This window comes from Lentzea sp. NPDC042327 (assembly GCF_040647275.1).
Taxonomy (GTDB): Bacteria; Actinomycetota; Actinomycetes; order Mycobacteriales; family Pseudonocardiaceae; genus Lentzea.
Map to the genome: position 1 here is coordinate 1 of NZ_JBEZBX010000020.1, position 17226 is coordinate 17226.

Here is a 17226-nt window from a genome sequence, read left to right on the forward strand (position 1 = left end):
TAGCTACTCAAAGGAATACTCCTGACGAGGAGTATTCATATTACTGGCTGTGTTATCGGCACGCTGTTGAGTTCTCAAAGAACACGCGCTCACCGAGTCCGTCTCCGTTTCCGGAGAGTTTCTCTCGGGGCTTGTGTTGCTGAAGCTTATTTGGTCTTGCCCGCCGGTGTCAAATCCGCCTCTCAGAGGCCCTTCTTATCCGGCTTTTGCCAGGCCCGTTCCGGTTTTGATTTCCGGCCCGCTTCGCTCTGACATGGAGAACATTACACGGGGGTGTTTCGATCTCCAAATCGGGGGGTCCTGGTGACCGCCACACGTGCGGTCACCAGGACAAACGCCGACTCAGGGCGCGTTCACGCCGACGTCCGCGGTCGTGAGCGGCTTCCGCGTGGCCGAAGTGCTGTACTCGTCGGCCCCCACGTCCGGTTTGCCGGAGCGGGCCTGCGGGTCGAAGTCGCGCGTGACGTACGAGTAGGGGCCCGCCGAGGTGTCGATCGCCGGGCTGCCCGACGACAGGCGCAGCAGTCCGTTCGAGTCGCGCACGAGCTTCGGGTCGACCGAGCGGTAGCCGGACGGGATGCCGGCGGTACCGCCCCAGACGATGTTGCCCTCGTACTTCACCGTCGAGCCGCTCATCAGGTCGACCAGCTTCGACGACGACCCCTGGATGATGTTGTTCGCGAGCACGCAGTCCTTCGGCGCGTACGTGCCCGTGTCGCTGTCGACCACGGCGCCCGTGCCGACCAGCGTGTTGAACGCGACCGTCACGCGGTCGGGGCGGTCGTGCGAGGTGGAGGTCGGTCCGCTGTCGGTCTCCGAGCCCTTGCCGAACACGATCGCGCGGTCACCGGTGTTCTGCACGTAGTTGTTGAACACCCGGTGGTCGTTCCCGTGGAACCGGATGCCGCTCCCGAACAGCAGGTTCCCCTCCACGACCGTGCGGTTGCCGTGGCGCAGGACGATGTAGCCCTTGCTGTTGCGGATGGTGTTGAAGCGGACCGTGTTGTCCGAGGACTTGACCGAGATGGCCTCGGCATCGCCGTTGGCCTTGTCGAACAGGTTGTGCTCGATGACCGCGTACGCCGACTTCGACTGCTTGTGGCTGTAGCCGAGCCGGATGGACTCGCCGCCGTTCGAGCCGGTGAACGAGTGGTTGTAGAAGTAGTTGTGGTGGACGTGGGTGCGCTGGGCGATCTCGCTGCCCGGCCCCGTGATCTGCAGGTACACGCCCTCGTTCGAACGGTTCGAGAACGTGTTGTGGTCCACCTCGACGTCGTTCGCGCTCACGGTGAGCGAGGCGCCGTCCCTGTTGCCGTTGTAGGTGTTGCGGGTGATGCGCGTGGCGAGCGCTCCCGCGGGGACGGTCGTGCCGGACTCGCCGTCGAACACGAAGCCCTCGACGGTGACGTCGCGGACGTCGCCGAGCGCGATGCCACCCCTGCCGGTGAACACCGTGGCGCCGATGGTCTGCGCGGCGACGGTGATGCCGGACCTGGTGATCTTGACGGGCCGGTCGGCCGGGTGGACGCCTCGTGCGAGGACGATGCGCTGGCCCGGGCGGGCGGTGTCGATCGCGGCCTGCAGGGAGGACACGGTCGAGACGGCGACCACGGCGGCCTGGGCCGGCACGTGGACGAAGGACGACAGCAGGGCGGCCGCGGCGACAGCGGCCAGTGATCGGATCATTCGCCAACTCCGTTGTGGGCAGTTGGCGGCGGCAGGAGCGAACCTACCGCAGAATTCCCGCGGGTGGGGCGGTCCGGTAGAGGCCGAGGGCGGTGTCGAGGGACGGCACGCGGTCGAGTTGTCCGACGTCTGCGAGCGGGTGCCACTGGGCGAGGTCGGTCGTGCCGCCCACCTCGTTGCGCAGCTCGCCGCCGATGATCCGGACCTCGTACATGATGCGAAGTGCGTGGTAGTCGTGGCGGGACTCGGTGCGGAGCTCCGAGTCGATGCCGAGCAGGCGCACCACCTCGACGGTGAACCCGGTCTCCTCCTCGACCTCGCGGACGACCGCGTCGTACGGGTGCTCGCCGTGCTCGATGCCACCGCCGGGGAGGATCCAACGTTTGCCCGTTGGGCCAAGCCAGCGCGCCAGCAGGATCCGGTCCGCCTCGTCGACGCACACCCCGTACGCGGCCACACGCTGCTTCTTCGCCCTCATGCGGCTCAGCCTAACTTGTGATCACCCGCAAAAAAGTGATATCACTTAGATACTACTTCACCAGGGGGTCTGGATGAGCGCAACCATCGACACGACAGTGCACATGCCGGCACCTGTCGTGCGCGAGAAGCACGCACGGGAGATCGCCGGTCTGCCGATGTTCTTCGCAGGGTTGGCGGTGTTCGCGGTGGGCGTGTGGACGATCATCGAGGGAGTCAGGGTCGCGGAGGCCAACGGCGGCGAGCCGTCGGCAGGGATGCTGGTCGCGGGGGTGCTGGTGCTCCTGGCGGCGTCGCTGCTGATGAAGGGGCTGTTCACCGTCGCGCCCGGTGAGGCGCGGGTGCTGCAGTTCCTCGGCCGCTACGTCGGCACGGTCCGCTCGGACGGTCTGCGGTGGGCGAACCCGCTGACGACGCGGGAGAAGATCTCCACCCGCATCCGCAACCACGAGACGCAGACGCTGAAGGTCAACGACGCGGACGGCAACCCGATCGAGATCGCCGCCGTGGTCGTGTGGCAGGTCGAGGACACCGCGCGCGCACGGTTCGAGGTCGACGACTTCGTGCGGTTCGTGGGCATCCAGACCGAGACCGCGGTCCGGCACATCGCGACGAGCTACCCGTACGACAACCACGAGGGGGCGGGGCTGTCGCTGCGGGAGAACGCGGACGAGATCACTGAGACGCTCGCGATCGAGATCTCGGCACGCGTGCAGTCCGCGGGCGTGAAGGTCATCGAGTCGCGGCTCACGCACCTCGCGTACGCGCCGGAGATCGCCCACGCCATGTTGCAGCGGCAGCAGGCGGGCGCGGTCGTGGCGGCCCGCACCCGGATCGTCGAGGGCGCCGTCGGCATGGTCGAGCTCGCGCTGGAACGGCTCGCCGCGCACGACGTCGTGGAGCTCGACGAGGAGCGCAAGGCGGCGATGGTCTCGAACCTGCTCGTCGTCCTGTGCGGTGACCGCTCCACCCAGCCCGTGGTCAACACCGGGTCGCTGTACACCTGATGGCGGAGCGCAAAAGCGTTCTGCTCAGGCTCGACCCGGCCGTGCACGACGCGTTGAGCAGGTGGGCGAACGACGAGCTGCGCAGCACCAACGCGCAGATCGAGTTCCTGCTGCGGCGTGCGCTGGCGGAGGCAGGCCGGCTGCCCGGTGAAGCGAAGAAGATGCCGCGCCGCGGCCGTCCGCCGAAGAAACCGGAACCGGACGAGGGCTGAGACCGGTCGCCGCGGCGCGCTGAACAGGCGTTTCAGCAGTATTGAACCGCTTCCGCGGCGTTCGGGCTGCTAGCTCGCGCCGAGAAGGCCGGGTTCACGGTGCGCTGAGCTGGCCTGATATCCTTCGTCGTCGTGAACGCGCGGCGCTCCGCCGTGGAGGAGAGCCGGCTCTCGCCGGTGCCGACCAAGCGCGTCACGAACTCCGGTTTCGACACAGAAGGGTGATGTCGCATGGCGAACATCAAGTCCCAGCTCAAGCGGATCAAGACCAACGAGAAGGCGCGCCTGCGCAACAAGTCGGTCAAGTCGTCCCTCAAGACGGCCATCCGCAAGTTCCGCGAGGCTGCCGAGGCCGGTGACAAGGCGAAGGCCCTGGAGCTGCTGCAGGACGCGTCCCGCAAGCTCGACAAGGCCGCCACCAAGGGCGTCATCCACGCCAACCAGGCCGCCAACAAGAAGTCGGCGATGGCGCTGCGCGCGAACCAGCTCGAGGGCTGATTCCGCTCACCTCAGAGCCGTCGGGAAGGGCTCGCTCCTCGTGGAGCGGGCCCTTTTCGCTGTTCTGGTGGGGATGAGGGCCATGGAGTCGCTCCACGCATTCACCTCATTGAGCTTCACGACGCGCCGCTCCGTGCGGAAGCTGGCGCGGCACGGTCAATTCCGGTGCGTGGACGGTTCCGCGGGAACGCCGCGAGGGCGCTACCGGCGGCCGTGTGCCGCCACGATCCGCAGCACGGCGCGCTCCAGCGCGTAGTCGGCATCGGCCGCCACGCCCTTCACGTCGGCGTTGAGCCCCGCGACCACCTGCATCGCGTCCGCGAGACCGGCCTGCTCCCAGCCACGGGCCTGCGCCTGGGCTTTCTTGATCTTCCACGGCGGCATGCCGAGCGGACCGGCCAGGCTGAACGGGTCGGCCCGGCCCACCGCGGAGACGCGTGCGACGGTGCGCACCGCGTCCGCCAGCGCGTCGGCGACCAGCACGTGCGGCACACCGAGCTGCATGGCCCACCGCAACGACTCCATCGCGCCCGCACGGTCACCGGTGACAGCCTTCTCCGCGACGGCGAACCCGGTCACCTCGGCCTTGCCCTGGTGGTAGCGGCGGATCTCCTCGACCGTCACCTTGCCGTCGGTGTCCGACACCAGCTGCGAGGCCGCCGCGGCGAGCTCGCGCAGGTTCGTGCCCACGGCGTCGATGAGCGTCGCGACCGCCTCTGGGTCGATCTTGCCGCCCGCCTGCCGCACCTCGTTGCGCACGAACGCCTCGCGCTCGGCCGACTTGGTGACCTTGCCGCACTCGGTGACCGCCGCACCGGCCTTCTTCAGCTGGCCGGGCAGGTCCTTGGCCGCCTTGCTGCGGCCGCCACCGGTGTGCACGACGACGAGCGTCACCCCGTCCGCGGGCGCCTTGAGGTAGGAGAGCACCGTGTCGGCGATCTCCTTGCTGATGTCCTGCGCGTTCTGCAGGACGATCACCCGGCCCTCGGCGAACAGCGACGGGCTCACCAGCTCGGCGAGCTCCGGCGGCGTGAGATCGCTCACCTGCACGCGGGTCAGGTCGGCCGACGCGTCGACCGCGCGCGCGGCCTCGAGTGCCGCCCGAACTGCGCGTTCGACCAGCAACTCCTCCTCGCCGACGACGAGGTGCAGTGACTCCGGTGCGCTCACGCTCCGCATCCTCCCACGTCCCGAATCGTGGACGTTTGTGGCCGAGCGGCGGAGACGTGCCGTACGTTGGTGGCCACAACTGAACACCGCTCATCCAGAGGGGCAGAGGGACCGGCCCGAAGAAGCCCCGGCAACCGGCGTCAGCGCTATGCGCAGACGATCACGGTGCCAATTCCGACCCGTTCGATTTCGCGGGAAAGATGAGGAGATACCTCGCGATGACTGCTGTCACTGTGCCCACGAGCACCAAGTTCGACCTCGGCCCCGCCCGCGCGCTGCTGTGCCGTGAGTGCGGAAATGAGACCCCTCTCGCTCCGGAATACGCCTGTCTCGAGTGTTTCGGGCCGCTGGAAGTGGCCTACGACTTCGGCAGGGTGCGGCGCGAGGACATCGAGGCCGGCCCCCGTTCAATCTGGCGCTACCGCGGCCTTCTGCCCGTTCCGTCCACTGTGGAACAGCACCCGAACACCGACCCCGGCGGCACCCGCCTGGTCGAGGCCGACCGCCTCGCGAAGGCGCTGGGCGTCCGCAAGGTCTGGGTGAAGGACGACACCGGCAACCCCACCCACTCCTTCAAGGACCGCGTGGTCGGCGTGGCACTGGCCGCCGCCCGCGAGCTCGGCTTCAAGGTCCTGGCCTGCCCCTCCACCGGCAACCTCGCCAACGCCGTCGCCGCGGCCGCCGCCCGCGCCGGCTGGGAGTCCGTCGTACTGGTCCCCTCCTCCCTGGAACGCGCCAAGATCCTCATGAGCGCCGTCTACGAGGGCGCCCTGATCGCCGTCGACGGCAACTACGACGACGTCAACCGCCTCGCCCAGGAGCTCGCCGCGGAGCACGAGGACTGGGCGTTCGTGAACGTCAACGTCCGCCCGTACTACGCGGAGGGCTCCAAGACCCTCGGCTACGAGGTCGCCGAGCAGCTCGGCTGGCGCCTGCCCGACCAGATCGTCGTGCCGGTCGCCTCCGGCTCCCAGCTCACCAAGATCGACAAGGCCTTCCGCGAGCTCGGCCAGCTCGACCTCGTCGAGGCCTCCCCGTACCGCGTGTTCGGCGCCCAGGCCACCGGCTGCTCGCCCGTGTCCACCGCCTTCAAGGACGGCCACGACGTCATCCGCCCGGTCCGCCCCGACACCATCGCCCGCTCGCTGGCGATCGGTGCCCCCGCCGACGGCCCGTACGTGCTCGACACGGTCCGCCGCACCAACGGCGCCATCGAGGACGTGACCGACGAAGAGGTCGTCGAGGGCATCAAGCTCCTCGCCCGCACCGAGGGCATCTTCGCCGAGACCGCCGGCGGCGTGACCGTGGCGACGGCGAAGAAGCTGATCGAGACGGGCCAGCTCGACCCCGACGGCGAGACCGTCCTGCTGATCACCGGTGACGGCCTCAAGACCCTCGACGCCCTCGGCGACACGATCGGCCCGCGCGCCACTGTGCCGCCGTCGGCCGAGGCCGTGCTCAAGGCACTGGGCTAGGTCGTTCGTTCAGCAGATCACCTCCTCCCGGTCCGGGGACGTCCGCGTCCCCGGACCGCGTCGTTTCACGCGGTGAGCGTCAGAGGGTGATCGCGGCCGACTTCGTCCAGCCCGTGCGCGGGAAGCGGCGCAGCTCGTCGCGAACGTGCGGGCCGACCGGTTCCACCTCGGCGCGCCAGGCCACGATCCGTTGCGGCCACGGGGCTTCTGCTTTGAGGGCGTTGTAGTGGTACTCGTGCCAGACGTCCGGGGCGATGCGCATGCCGTCGTCGAACACGTGCTCGGCGACGAGGTCGTAGGCGGCGTCCGCGTCGGCGGCCTCCGTGGGTGGCAGCACGTGCGTGGCGCGGGCGCGGTAGGTGATGGCGCGGCTGCCGTCCTCCAGCGTTTCGCAGAGGTAGTAGGCGAAGTCGGGCTTCAGTTCGTCGTGCGGCCACTGGGTGGCGGGGTAACCGGGCTGCCACATCGCCCAGGCGAAACCGGGCGTGCCGCCGGGAATCGGGTAGCGCGCGTTGTGGAGCCTGATCCAGACCTGGTCCATCTTCCTTCTCCTTTTCCTTCGTACGACTCGGCTTCCGGGCAACACCGCCAGGTCGCCGTCCTTGTCCGTGCGCAACACCAGGGCGCCACCCGCCCGCAGCGCGTCGATCACCTGCGGGCTCGGGTGCCCGTAGCGGTTGCCGGTGCCGACGCTCACCAGTGCGACCCGCGGTCGCACGCGTTCCAGGAACGCGGGCAACGAGGAACGTGAGCCGTGGTGGGGCACCTTGAGCACCTCGGCCCCCAGGTCCCGCTCCCCCAGCAACGCGGCCTGGCCGGCCAGTTCGACGTCACCGGTGAGCAGCACCCGGCCCGCGGGTGTGGTGGCCCGCAGTACGAGCGAGTAGTCGTTCACGACCGTGTTCGTCTCAGCGACGACCGGTTGCCGCCGCGGGCCCAGCACCTCCAGTTCCAGCCCCGGCCAGGCGAACCGCTCACCCGCCTTCGGTTCCAGCACCCGCACGCCGTTCGCGCGCGCCTGCTCGTTGACCTCCTTCCACGCCCACGCCGGCTCCTTGAGCGGTCCCACCGCCACCGCGCCCACCGCACGCCCGGCGAGCACCGCCTGCAGGCCGCCGATGTGGTCGGCGTGCAGGTGCGACAGCACGATCAGCGGGATCCGCGTGATCCCCAACGTCCTCAGGCACCGGTCGATCGCGCCGGGGTCGGGCCCGGTGTCGACCACGACCGCGCGGTCGGCCTCCGCGGTGGCCAGCACGAGCGCGTCGCCCTGGCCGACGTCGCAGCTCACGACCTTCCAGCCGGCCGGCGGCCACATCGGCGCGATGGTCCGCATCGGCACCAGCGCCACGAAGCCGCCGACGAGGAGCGCGACCGTCAGCACCCGCGTCTTCTTGTTGCGCAACAACAGGAAGACGATCGCCGTGACCACCGCCAGCGCGAGCCCGCCGACCCAGCCCTCCGGCCAGCTCAGCGACGCACCCGGCACCGTCGCCGCGTGCCGCCCGACCAGGACCAGCCACGTCACGGCCGGCCCGGCCACGTGCACCACCACCTCGGCAGCCGGTGGGAACAGCGGCGCGATGACCGCCGCCACCACACCCAGCACCGTCGCGGGTGCCACCACCGGTGCGACGGCCAGGTTCGCGAGCACCGACACGAGGCTGATCTGCCCCGACAACCCGACCACGAGCGGAGCCGTCGCGAGGCTGGCGACCGCGGGCACGGCAAGTGCTTCGGCGAACCCTTGCGGCACACCGCGTTCCTTCAGCCTGCGTGCCCATCTCGGTGCCACGAGCACCAACGCCGCCGTGGCCGTCACGGACAACGCGAACCCGGGATCGGCTCCCAGCGCCGGATCGACGAGCACCAGGACGAGCACCGTCGTCGCCAACGACGGCAGCGCTGACCGTTCGCGGCCGATGAACAGCGCCAGCAACGCGACGGCACCCATCACCGCGGCCCGCAGCACGCTCGGCTCGGGACCGGCCAGGGCCACAAACCCCACGAGTGCCACCAACGCACCCACCGCCGCCTTGCGCGGACCGGTCTTCCGCAGCAGCAGGTAGACCGCGCCGCAGACGATGGCCAGGTTCGCGCCGCTCACCGCGAGCAGGTGGGCCAGGCCCGCTGTCCGGAACTCGTCGACGATGCGCGGCACCATGTGCTCGGTGTCGCCCACCACCAACGCGGGCAGCAGTCCCGCCTCCTCCTCGCCGAGGGTGGCGCTGGCCCTGCTCAGGCCGTCGCGGAGGTGGTCGGCCCAGCGCTGCCAGGCCGGTGGCGGCTGCACGTCCGCCGGTGGCCCGCGGACCCGGAGCAGGGCGGAGGTGAGGTCGCCCGGTCTCGGCGGGGCGAGCGAGCCCTTCACAGTGACCCGCTGACCGGGCAGCAGGTCACGCCACTGCGCGGCCGGCGCGAGGATGACGACGGTGGCCCCGTTCGCCGTCGCGGTGACGACGACGTGGTCCACCCCGGCCTGGTGCCCGCCGAACCCCGCGGCCCGGATGCCACGCGGTCTCGTGCTCAGCTCCGCGGTCACCGTGGTCGTGCGGCCCTCGTCGGCGGCCAGGCGGAGCGGGTGGGTCTCGGCGCGCAGGACGTGGCTGCCGACCCAGGCACCGGCGATCGGGCCGGCGAGCACGAGGGCGATCGCGCCCGCCTTGGGCCACCACGCCCGGTGCCAGGCGATCAGGCCGACCGCGCCGGCGGACAGTCCGATGAGGACTGCGGCCTGCCAGCTCAGGTAGAGGCCGGACAGGGCCGTTGCCCACACTGCGGTGGCTGCGGGGACCAAGCGGTAGTCGTGGGTTACCGGGTGTCTGCGAGGCATGGTCGGGCCTTCGCTGTCGGGGCGCTTGGGGTGGGGTCGGTGAGGAGGGTGGCGAGTGCGCGGCGGTTGGAGCACCAGGCTCGGCGGCGCCAGGCTCGGCGTTGGGCGAGCAGGGCGGCTGTTCCTGTGGTCAGTCCGATGAGGACTGCCGTGTGGCGGGTCAGGAACAGGGCGGCCAGGGCGGTTGCCCATGCAGCGGCGGTTGCGGGGATCAGGGGGTGGTCGTGGGCTGGGTGTCTGCGGGGCTCGGGTGTGGGAGGTCGCGCCGCGATGGTGGAGGACCGGGGCGCGGGGGCGGGAGATCGAGGTGCGGCCGTGGGAGACCGGGAGGCGGCTGTGGGAGGGCGGGGCGCGGTGGCAGGGGCACGGCTGGTTGTTGTGCGGGTGCGGGCTCGGCGGTGTGGGAGGCCGTTCGGGGAGAACTCGCGGATGGTGAGGAGCGGGGTGCGCAGGAGGCCGGAGTACAGGCGGCCGGGGCGGGTGGACTGGTGCCAGATGAGGTCGGGTGCGGGCATGGCGACGGTGCAAGGCATGGGAGTTCCTCTCGGCGAGTGCGAGGTGGGCTGTGGAACGCGCGGCGTCGGGCACGGGCGCGGGCGTGGGGTGGAGCGCGGGCGTGAGTGGGACGCGGGCGTGAGTGGGACGCGGGCGCGGGTGGGCAGGGCGCGTGGGGCGAGGTGTCGAGCGCCGGGCCTCGGGTGCGGGCCGTCAGCGGGGACGAGGTGCGGGCAGCCAGGGGCGGGCGAGGTCAGCGGGATGGCTGCGGGAGCCCGGCGTCCGGGATGGGGCCAGCGAGTTGGGCCAGCGGGTGGAAGCGCTGGGGGTCAGGTGTGGACCAGGTCGGCGAGTTTCGCGAGCTTGGTGTCGCCGATGCCTTCCACGTCGCGGAGTTCGTCGACGGAAGCGAACGGGCCCTTGCGGGTGCGGTGGTCGACGATGCGCTGGGCGGTGATCGGGCCTACTCCGGGCAGGGAGTCGAGGTCGGTGGCCGAGGCGGTGTTCAGGTTCAGCTTGGCCGGGTGCACGGCCTCGGGTGGGGGTGGGATGCCGACCGCGATCTGTTCGCCGTCGGTCAGTTTGCGGGCCAGGTTGAGGCCGTGGAGGTCGGTGCCGGGGTGGATGCCGCCGGCCAGGCGCAGGGCGTCGGCGACGCGGGCGCCGGAGGTGGCGGTGACGAGGCCGGGGGTGGCCACCTCGCCGATCACGTTCACGACCAGTTCGGGGGCCGGGGCGCTGGTGCTGACGAGGGCCAGGTCCGGTGCGGACTCGGCGGTGGGGCGTTGCAGCCAGGTGGACAGGCCGATGACCGTGCAGGCAACGGCGATGCCGAAGGCGAGCAGGCCGCGGCGGGGCAGCCGGGGCAGCCGGAAGCGGCGGGGGTGGCCGTGTTCAGTGGAGTCGGCGGAGTTCGCGTGGACGAGGGTCGGGTCGGCGCGGACCTTGGCGGCCAGTGCTTCCAGGCGGTCGGCCGGGGTGTCGTCGTGGTGGGAGCGGGGGAGCATGGGGTCGAAGTTACGGAGTGGGAGGGGTGGGGGGTGCGGGGGAAGTGCCGGGCTGTGGGTTACTCGCGGGTTGTGGACAGGTCGCGATCACTCGCTGCTCGGGGAACCGGGATTGTCGGGGGTGTGTGGGAGGATGTCCGGTCCTCCTGGCAGGACCACCACGCCGAGGACGCCGGGGCCCGTGTGCGCGCCGATCACCGCGCCGACCTCCGAGATCACGCACCCGGTCGAGCCGGGGAGGCGTTCGTCCAGGTGGGTGGCCAGTTCTGCGGCGCGTTCCGGTGCTGCGAGGTGGTGCACGGCCAGTCCCACCGGGCCGTCGCCGGCCGCCGCCGCGGCGAGGTCCACCAGTCGGGCCACCGCCCGGCTCATCGTGCGCACCTTCTCCAGCGGCACGATCCGGCCGTCGTCGACGTGCAGCAGCGGCTTCACGGCCAGCGCGGTGCCCACCAGGGCCGCGGCCGCACCGATCCGGCCGCCGCGGCGCAGGTGGTCCAGGGTTTCGACGCAGAAGAACATCCGGGTCTCGGCGGCCGCGGTGGACGCGGCGTCCTCGACCTCGGCGTGCGAATGCCCGGCACCGACAGCGGCACACGCGCGCAGCACGGCGAACCCGAGCCCCATGCCCGTCGACCGCGAGTCGACCACGCGGATGCGGGACGGGTCGATCTCCTCCGCCGCGAGCCGAGCCGCCTCCCACGTCCCCGAGAGCTCGCGCGAGAGATGAACGGACACGATCGCGTCGGACGACGACAACACGTCCCGGTACACGTCGGCCATCTCGCCCGGTGTCGGACGCGACGTGGTCACCCGGCGGTGCTCCGCCAGCGCGGCGGCCAGCTCGGCCGGGCCGAAGTCGACGCCGTCGAGACGCCCGGCACCGTCCACCGCGACGTGCAACGGCACCACGGTGATCGAATGGCGCTGCGCGAACCCCTCGGGCAGATACGCCGTGGAGTCGGTGACGATGGAGATGCGCACGAGCGACGAGCCTACGGCCCTCACTCCTCCGTGTGATTGACCGCCACGGACGAGATGAGCTCGGCCATGGCCTCGCCCACCAGCTCGTGCCCCTCCCAGCCCCAGTGCATCCCATCGGGGTTGCCCGCACCCGAACGGACGTGCGGGCCGATCACCGCGGGCAGGTCCAGCAGGGGCACCTCCGCATGTGCGGCCCACCCGCGCACAGCCTTCACCGCAGCCGCGTGCCCGGAGTGCACGAACCCGTACGACTCGGCCCGGTGCACTGACGGCACCATCCCGATCGCGGGCATCGTGTACTGGAGATTGCGCACTGACTGCAGCGAGTCGCGCAGATAACGAGCCGTCAGCGCCGGAGGCAGGGCAACGCGCGCATACGGCGCCAACAGTGGCTGCGCGGCGATGTAACGCGCGCGCACCCACCGTCGCAACCAGTCAGGCCGCACATAACGCAGCCCTTCGCGCAGATAGGTCGGCAGCGGCGACGGCAGCGTGTCCATGCTGCCGACCGCGAAGATCAGCACGTCCGTGGACGGCAGCAACGACCAGATCCGCGGATCACCCGTCAACGCCCACCAGGCGTCCCGCGCCGTCCACCCGAACCCCGCGGCCAGCTCCGCCGACCCGCCCAGGGCCGCGGCACAGAGGTTGTGCCACAGCCGCGGATGATCGGCGGGCAACGGCCCGGACGGTCCGAAGAACGACAGCGAGTCGCCCAGGACGAGCAGTCTCAACGCGTGGTGCCCGCGTTGTACGACGACAGCCGCCACCGGTCGTTGCGCCGGGTGAACACGGTCCAGTGGCAGTTCGAGATGCCGCCGAGCTGCGACCAGTTCTCCACCGGCAGTTCGAGCAGTCGCCCGGTCAACGCGCTGATCAGGCCGCCGTGCGCGCACAGCAGGACGGTCTCGGAGAACTCCGCGTCGACCTCCTGCACGACCTTGATGGCCCGCTCGGCGACCTCGACCCGCGACTCACCGTCCGGCGGCGTGTAGGTGGGGTCGGTGCGCCACACGGTGACCGCACCCGGCCACTCCTGGTCCACCTCGGCCGTGGTCAGCCCCTGCCACTTGCCCAGGTGCGTCTCGCGCAGCCGCGCGTCGATGCGCAACGGCACGTCCGCGGACGTGGTGAACACACGCGCCGTGTCGCGCGCACGTTGCAGATCGGAGGCGACCACGACCTCCGGTTCGAAGCCGGCGAGCACCGGAACGGCGAAGCGCGCCTGGTTGAGGCCGGTCTCGGTGAGCGCCGAGTCCAGGTGGCCCTGCAGGCGGCCGGTCGCGTTGTAGTCGGTCTCGCCGTGCCGCCACAGCACGAGCCGGCTCAGGGCCATCGGCTACCCCTGCTCGGCCGCGGTGTCGGCGGGGACGTCCGCTTCGAACTCGATGCGCGGGCAGTCCTTCCACAGCCGCTCCAGGCCGTAGAAGCTGCGCTCCTCGGTGTGCTGCACGTGCACGACGACGTCCACGAAGTCCAGCAGCACCCACCGGCCCTCGCGGGCCCCTTCGCGGCGCACCGGCTTCGTGCCGGCCTCCCGCAGCTTCTCCTCGATGTTGTCGACGATCGCTCCGACCTGCCGCTCGTTGGGAGCGGACGCGATCACGAACACATCGGTGATCACGAGCTGGTCGGAGACGTCGAGCACCGTCACGTCGTGCGCCTTCTTGTCGGCCGCTGCGTTCGCCGCGACCAGCGCCAGCCGTCGTGCCTCGTCGGTGGCTGCCACGTCACTCCTCTGACTTCCGGCGGACGTCGATACGCCCGCACGAGTTACTGAGGGTACCGGCGAGCGCCAAACGGGTACTTCACGCCCAGGCATGACGAAGGCCACCTCAGCGCCCTGAGGTGGCCTTCACCTGCGCCGAAGACTAGATCGGGCGGACCTGCTGGGCCTGCGGGCCCTTCTGGCCCTGACCGACCTCGAACTCGACCTTCTGGTTCTCCTCGAGCGAGCGGAACCCCTTGGACTGGATCTCCGAGTAGTGCACGAAGACGTCAGCCGAGCCGTCGTCGGGCGCGATGAACCCGAAGCCCTTTTCGGCGTTGAACCACTTCACGGTGCCTGTAGCCAAAGTCTTGCCTTCCACGAACCAGCAACAACCCGTCGATTGTTGCTCCCCGGGCCCTCGGATGCACGCAAAATCCACTCGAACGTGATTACGACTCGGAGTACAGGCCCGTCTTGGCGATGTACTGGACCACCCCGTCCGGTACGAGGTACCAGACCGGTTGGCCCGAGGCGGTGCGGTCGCGACAGCCTGTGGAGGAGATCGCCATGGCCGGGACCTCGACCAACGAGACGGCGCCCGGCGGCAGGTGGTGGTCGTCCAACGTGTAGCCCGGACGGGTGACTCCGATGAAGTGGGCCAACGCGAACGCGTCCTCCGCGCGTTTCCAGGACAGGATCTGCTCGAGCGCGTCCGCGCCGGTGATGAAGAACAGCTCGGCGTCCGGGTACTGCGCCTTGAGGTCGGTCAGCGTGTCCACGGTGTAGGTGGGGCCCTCGCGGTCGATGTCCACGCGGCTGACCGAGAACCGGGGGTTGGACGCGGTGGCGATGACCGTCATCAGGTAGCGGTCCTCGGCCGGGGAGACCTCGCGCGACGCCTTCTGCCAGGGCTGACCGGTCGGCACGAAGATCACGCGGTCCAGGTCGAACCTGGCCTGCACCTCGCTGGCGGCCACGAGGTGGCCGTGGTGGACGGGGTCGAACGTGCCGCCCATGACGCCGATGCGCATCGAAACAGCGTAGACGGGCGCCGGACCGCTCCCGAGCTCCGGCGCCCGTCGTGCTGATCACACCGCACGGCCCAGGGGGAGGACGGGCCGTGCGGGTCGCGGCCCACCCCGAAGCAGAGCCGCGCACCGGGGAAACGCACCCGCCGCTCCCCCATTACGCGACTTCGTGAAGATTTTCCTCACCAGCTCGCCACGAGCCGCAACGGGCCCCTGACCAGCGAACCCTTGCGGAACTCGACGGGTTCGGCCAGCCGCAGCCCCGGCATCCTGCGCAGCACCGCGGCCAGTGCGACGTGCAGCTCCATCCGCGCGAGCTGCGAACCGAGGCAGAAGTGGACGCCGTGGCCGAACTGCAGGTGCTGACCGGTCTCGCGGTCCAGGTCGAACTCGGCGCTGTCGCGGTACACGGACTCGTCGCGGTTGGCCGACGACACCACGACCAGCAGCGCGTCACCCTCCTCGACCCGCACGTCCCCGATCCGGACGGCCTCGGTCGCGATCCGCGGGAAGCCGGCGCCGCTGCCCAGCGGGACGAACCGCAGCAGCTCCTCGACCGCGCGGGGAACTTCCTGGGGGTCGTCGACCAGCCGCTGCCAGACGCCGGGGTGTTCCAGCAGCGTGAGGATGCTGTTGCCGAGCATGTTCGCGGTGGTCTCATGACCGGCGACGAGCAGCGTGATGCCGAACCGGACCAGCTCGTCCTCGCTGAGCCGGTCGTCGTTGTCACGGGCGGCGACCAGTGCGCTGTACAGGTCGTCCGTGGGCTGCGCACGGCGTTTCGCCACCAGTGCGGTGAAGTAGGCGTGGAGCTTCGCGACGCCCTCCGCCGCCTCCTGGGGCGTGTTGCCGCCGACCGTGCCCATGACCTGGTTCGACCACGTGCGGAACTCCGCGCGGTCCGCGAAGGGCACGCCGAGCAGCTCGCAGATGATCGTGACCGGGAACGGCGTCGTGAAGCCCTCGACCAGGTCGCCGGGGTTGTCGAGGCGGTCGAGCAGGTCCTCGGTGATCTCCTGGGCACGCGGCCGCAGCGCCTCGACCCGCCGCACGGTGAACGCCTTCGACACGAGGCGGCGCAGGCGGGCGTGGTCCTCGCCGTCGGAGGTCAGGATCGACCCGCCGGGCGCGATGAGGGGCTGCATCCGCGGCACGTCCCGCCCGACGGTGCGGGCGCGGCTGAACCGCGGGTCGCCCAGGACGAACTTCGTCTCTTCGTACGACGTGACGAGCCAGCCCTCGCCGCCGTAGGGGAACGTCACGCGCGCAACGGGTTCTTCGCGCCGTAACCGTTCATACGCCGGGTCGAGGGCCAGGCCGTCGGGTTCGGAGAACGGGTAGGTGGGAGCCATGTCCCCGAAGGTAGGGCTACGCCTTCGGGCGCGTGTGCCCTTCGCCCCACGCGACCCACTTCGTGGACGTCAGCTCGGTCAGGCCCATCGGGCCGCGGGCGTGCAGCTTCTGCGTGGAGATGCCGATCTCCGCGCCCATGCCGAACTCGGCGCCGTCGGTGAAGGCCGTGGAGGCGTTGACGAACACCGCCGCCGCGTCCACGCGGGCGGTGAACCTGCGTGCCGCCGCGACGTCGTTCGTCACGATGGCCTCGCTGTGCCCGGAGCCGTGCTGGGCGATGTGGCTGACCGCGTCGTCGAGGGAGTCGACCACCTTCGCGGCGATGTCGAGGCTCAGGTACTCGGTGCCCCAGTCGTCGTCGTTGGCCTGCACGACATCGGGCTGCTGCGCGAACTGGTCGTCACCGTGGATGGTGACGTCCTCCTGCTGCAGCGCCTTGGTGATGCGCGGGACGAACTCCGCGGCGACGTCCTTGTGCACCAGCAGGGACTCGGCCGCGTTGCACACGCTGGTGCGCCGGGTCTTGGCGTTGAGGACGATGGCCTCGGCCATGTCGAGGTCGGCGTGCGCGTCCACGTAGACGTGGCAGTTGCCGACGCCGGTCTCGATCGTGGGCACGGTCGCCTGCTCGACGACGGCGTTGATCAGGCCGGAGCCGCCGCGCGGGATCACCAGGTCGACCAGGCCGCGTGCGGTGATGAGGGCCGTGACGGACGCGCGGTCGTGGCACGGCAGCAGCTGTACGCAGTCAGCCGGCAGGTTCACGCTTTCGAGTGCGTCGCGCAGGACGGCGACGAGCGTCGTGTTCGAGTGCTCGGCGGTAGAGGAACCGCGCAGCAGAGCGGCGTTGCCCGACTTCAGCGCGAGACCGGCGGCGTCGACCGTGACGTTCGGGCGGCCCTCGTAGACCATGCCGACGACGCCCATCGGGACGCGGACCTGCTTGAGCTCCAGCCCGTTCGGCAGGATCGAGCCGCGCACGACCTCGCCGACCGGGTCGGCGAGTCCCGCGACGGTCTCCAGGCCCTTGGCCACGGCGTCGACGCGCGCCTCGGTCAGCGTGAGCCGGTCGAGGATGTTCTCCGGCAGACCGGCCGCCCTGCCCGCTTCGAGGTCCTTCCCGTTGGCCTCGATGATCTCCGGCGTGCGCGCGCGGAGGGCGGCGGCCATCTCGTGCAGCGCGGCGTCCTTGCGCTCACGGGTGGCGAGGACGAGGTCGTCGGCGGCGACGCGGGCGCGGCGGGCTGCGGCGTGCACCTGGTCGCGCAGGTCTTCAGTCACGCCGCACAGCTT

17 protein-coding genes and 1 riboswitch are annotated in these 17226 nt (G+C 70.6%); of the genes, 4 read left to right on the forward strand and 13 right to left on the reverse strand.

Going from position 1 to position 17226, the window contains the following annotated elements; translation table 11 throughout:
* Positions 1 to 342: 342 nt before the first annotated feature.
* Together AB0A63_RS35435 and AB0A63_RS35440 are read right to left on the reverse strand one after the other, a co-directional pair.
* Positions 343 to 1686: a polysaccharide lyase 6 family protein gene (locus AB0A63_RS35435; RefSeq protein WP_360399287.1), complete on the reverse strand. Its 1344-nt coding sequence runs from the start codon at positions 1684 to 1686 to the stop codon at positions 343 to 345.
* 43 nt (positions 1687 to 1729) lie between these two features.
* Positions 1730 to 2164, reverse strand: coding sequence for an NUDIX hydrolase (locus AB0A63_RS35440; RefSeq protein WP_360399290.1), 435 nt, complete (start codon positions 2162 to 2164; stop codon positions 1730 to 1732).
* Positions 2165 to 2237: 73 nt separating this feature from the next.
* Here AB0A63_RS35440 and AB0A63_RS35445 point away from each other — a divergent pair, with 73 nt between their 5' ends.
* The 3 genes from AB0A63_RS35445 to rpsT all read left to right on the forward strand — a co-directional run bounded on the left by AB0A63_RS35445 (position 2238) and on the right by rpsT (position 3880).
* Positions 2238 to 3170, forward strand: a complete 933-nt coding sequence (locus AB0A63_RS35445) for an SPFH domain-containing protein (protein WP_360399293.1) — start codon at positions 2238 to 2240, stop codon at positions 3168 to 3170.
* A complete protein-coding gene (locus AB0A63_RS35450; protein WP_360399296.1) occupies positions 3170 to 3382 on the forward strand; it encodes a hypothetical protein in 213 nt (70 codons plus the stop codon). Before AB0A63_RS35445 ends, AB0A63_RS35450 begins: the two co-directional genes overlap by 1 nt.
* Positions 3383 to 3613: 231 nt before the next feature.
* A complete protein-coding gene (gene rpsT / locus AB0A63_RS35455; RefSeq protein ID WP_030468084.1) occupies positions 3614 to 3880 on the forward strand; it encodes a 30S ribosomal protein S20 in 267 nt (88 codons plus the stop codon).
* Positions 3881 to 4081: 201 nt separating this feature from the next.
* Here rpsT and holA read toward each other — a convergent pair whose 3' ends face one another.
* The gene (holA, locus tag AB0A63_RS35460) at positions 4082 to 5050 is read right to left on the reverse strand and encodes a DNA polymerase III subunit delta (RefSeq protein ID WP_360399299.1); all 969 of its coding nucleotides are present in this window, start codon (positions 5048 to 5050) and stop codon (positions 4082 to 4084) included.
* A gap of 87 nt (positions 5051 to 5137) precedes the next feature.
* A riboswitch (SAM riboswitch) is annotated at positions 5138 to 5257 on the forward strand.
* A gap of 11 nt (positions 5258 to 5268) precedes the next feature.
* On the opposite strand from holA, the gene thrC reads away from it, so the two are divergent.
* On the forward strand, positions 5269 to 6525 hold the full coding sequence (gene thrC, locus AB0A63_RS35465) for a threonine synthase (protein WP_360399302.1): 1257 nt from the start codon (positions 5269 to 5271) through the stop codon (positions 6523 to 6525).
* 79 nt (positions 6526 to 6604) lie between these two features.
* Here the strand turns inward: thrC and AB0A63_RS35470 are convergent, their stop codons facing one another.
* The 10 genes from AB0A63_RS35470 to AB0A63_RS35515 all read right to left on the reverse strand — a co-directional run bounded on the left by AB0A63_RS35470 (position 6605) and on the right by AB0A63_RS35515 (position 17214).
* Positions 6605 to 9301 carry a DNA internalization-related competence protein ComEC/Rec2 gene (locus AB0A63_RS35470; RefSeq protein ID WP_360399305.1) on the reverse strand — a complete coding sequence of 899 codons (2697 nt, stop codon included), beginning with the start codon at positions 9299 to 9301 and terminating at the stop codon, positions 6605 to 6607.
* Positions 9302 to 10182: 881 nt separating this feature from the next.
* Positions 10183 to 10860, reverse strand: coding sequence for a ComEA family DNA-binding protein (locus tag AB0A63_RS35475; RefSeq protein ID WP_360399308.1), 678 nt, complete (start codon positions 10858 to 10860; stop codon positions 10183 to 10185).
* Between the two features lie 87 nt (positions 10861 to 10947).
* Positions 10948 to 11841, reverse strand: a complete 894-nt coding sequence (locus AB0A63_RS35480) for a DegV family protein (RefSeq protein WP_360399311.1) — start codon at positions 11839 to 11841, stop codon at positions 10948 to 10950.
* A gap of 20 nt (positions 11842 to 11861) precedes the next feature.
* Complete coding sequence (gene octT / locus AB0A63_RS35485) at positions 11862 to 12575, reverse strand: diglucosylglycerate octanoyltransferase (protein WP_360399314.1); 714 nt, start codon at positions 12573 to 12575, stop codon at positions 11862 to 11864.
* Positions 12572 to 13177 carry a histidine phosphatase family protein gene (locus AB0A63_RS35490; protein ID WP_360399317.1) on the reverse strand — a complete coding sequence of 202 codons (606 nt, stop codon included), beginning with the start codon at positions 13175 to 13177 and terminating at the stop codon, positions 12572 to 12574. Before AB0A63_RS35490 ends, octT begins: the two co-directional genes overlap by 4 nt.
* A 3-nt stretch (positions 13178 to 13180) precedes the next feature.
* Entirely contained in the window at positions 13181 to 13570 is a 390-nt protein-coding gene (rsfS, locus tag AB0A63_RS35495) for a ribosome silencing factor (RefSeq protein WP_360399320.1), read from the reverse strand.
* A 142-nt stretch (positions 13571 to 13712) separates the two neighbouring features.
* Positions 13713 to 13916 carry a cold-shock protein gene (locus tag AB0A63_RS35500; protein WP_053735596.1) on the reverse strand — a complete coding sequence of 68 codons (204 nt, stop codon included), beginning with the start codon at positions 13914 to 13916 and terminating at the stop codon, positions 13713 to 13715.
* An 85-nt stretch (positions 13917 to 14001) separates the two neighbouring features.
* Positions 14002 to 14583 (reverse strand): nicotinate-nucleotide adenylyltransferase, encoded by a 582-nt coding sequence (gene nadD, locus AB0A63_RS35505; RefSeq protein WP_360399323.1) that lies wholly within the window; start codon positions 14581 to 14583, stop codon positions 14002 to 14004.
* Positions 14584 to 14762: 179 nt separating this feature from the next.
* Positions 14763 to 15932 (reverse strand): cytochrome P450, encoded by a 1170-nt coding sequence (locus AB0A63_RS35510; RefSeq protein WP_360399326.1) that lies wholly within the window; start codon positions 15930 to 15932, stop codon positions 14763 to 14765.
* 16 nt (positions 15933 to 15948) lie between these two features.
* Positions 15949 to 17214, reverse strand: a complete 1266-nt coding sequence (locus AB0A63_RS35515; protein ID WP_360399329.1) for a glutamate-5-semialdehyde dehydrogenase — start codon at positions 17212 to 17214, stop codon at positions 15949 to 15951.
* Positions 17215 to 17226 lie beyond the last annotated feature (12 nt).

What these genes read in the sequence shown, in the direction of transcription:
- AB0A63_RS35475 (WP_360399308.1), bottom strand. Translation starts at nt 10,860, where the DNA reads ATGCTCCCCCGCTCCCACCACGACGACACCCCGGCCGACCGCCTGGAA.
- AB0A63_RS35445 (WP_360399293.1), top strand. Translation starts at nt 2,238, where the DNA reads ATGAGCGCAACCATCGACACGACAGTGCACATGCCGGCACCTGTCGTG.
- thrC (WP_360399302.1), top strand. Translation starts at nt 5,269, where the DNA reads ATGACTGCTGTCACTGTGCCCACGAGCACCAAGTTCGACCTCGGCCCC.
- AB0A63_RS35440 (WP_360399290.1), bottom strand. Translation starts at nt 2,164, where the DNA reads ATGAGGGCGAAGAAGCAGCGTGTGGCCGCGTACGGGGTGTGCGTCGAC.
- nadD (WP_360399323.1), bottom strand. Translation starts at nt 14,583, where the DNA reads ATGCGCATCGGCGTCATGGGCGGCACGTTCGACCCCGTCCACCACGGC.
- AB0A63_RS35510 (WP_360399326.1), bottom strand. Translation starts at nt 15,932, where the DNA reads ATGGCTCCCACCTACCCGTTCTCCGAACCCGACGGCCTGGCCCTCGAC.
- AB0A63_RS35450 (WP_360399296.1), top strand. Translation starts at nt 3,170, where the DNA reads ATGGCGGAGCGCAAAAGCGTTCTGCTCAGGCTCGACCCGGCCGTGCAC.
- AB0A63_RS35435 (WP_360399287.1), bottom strand. Translation starts at nt 1,686, where the DNA reads ATGATCCGATCACTGGCCGCTGTCGCCGCGGCCGCCCTGCTGTCGTCC.
- rpsT (WP_030468084.1), top strand. Translation starts at nt 3,614, where the DNA reads ATGGCGAACATCAAGTCCCAGCTCAAGCGGATCAAGACCAACGAGAAG.
- AB0A63_RS35490 (WP_360399317.1), bottom strand. Translation starts at nt 13,177, where the DNA reads ATGGCCCTGAGCCGGCTCGTGCTGTGGCGGCACGGCGAGACCGACTAC.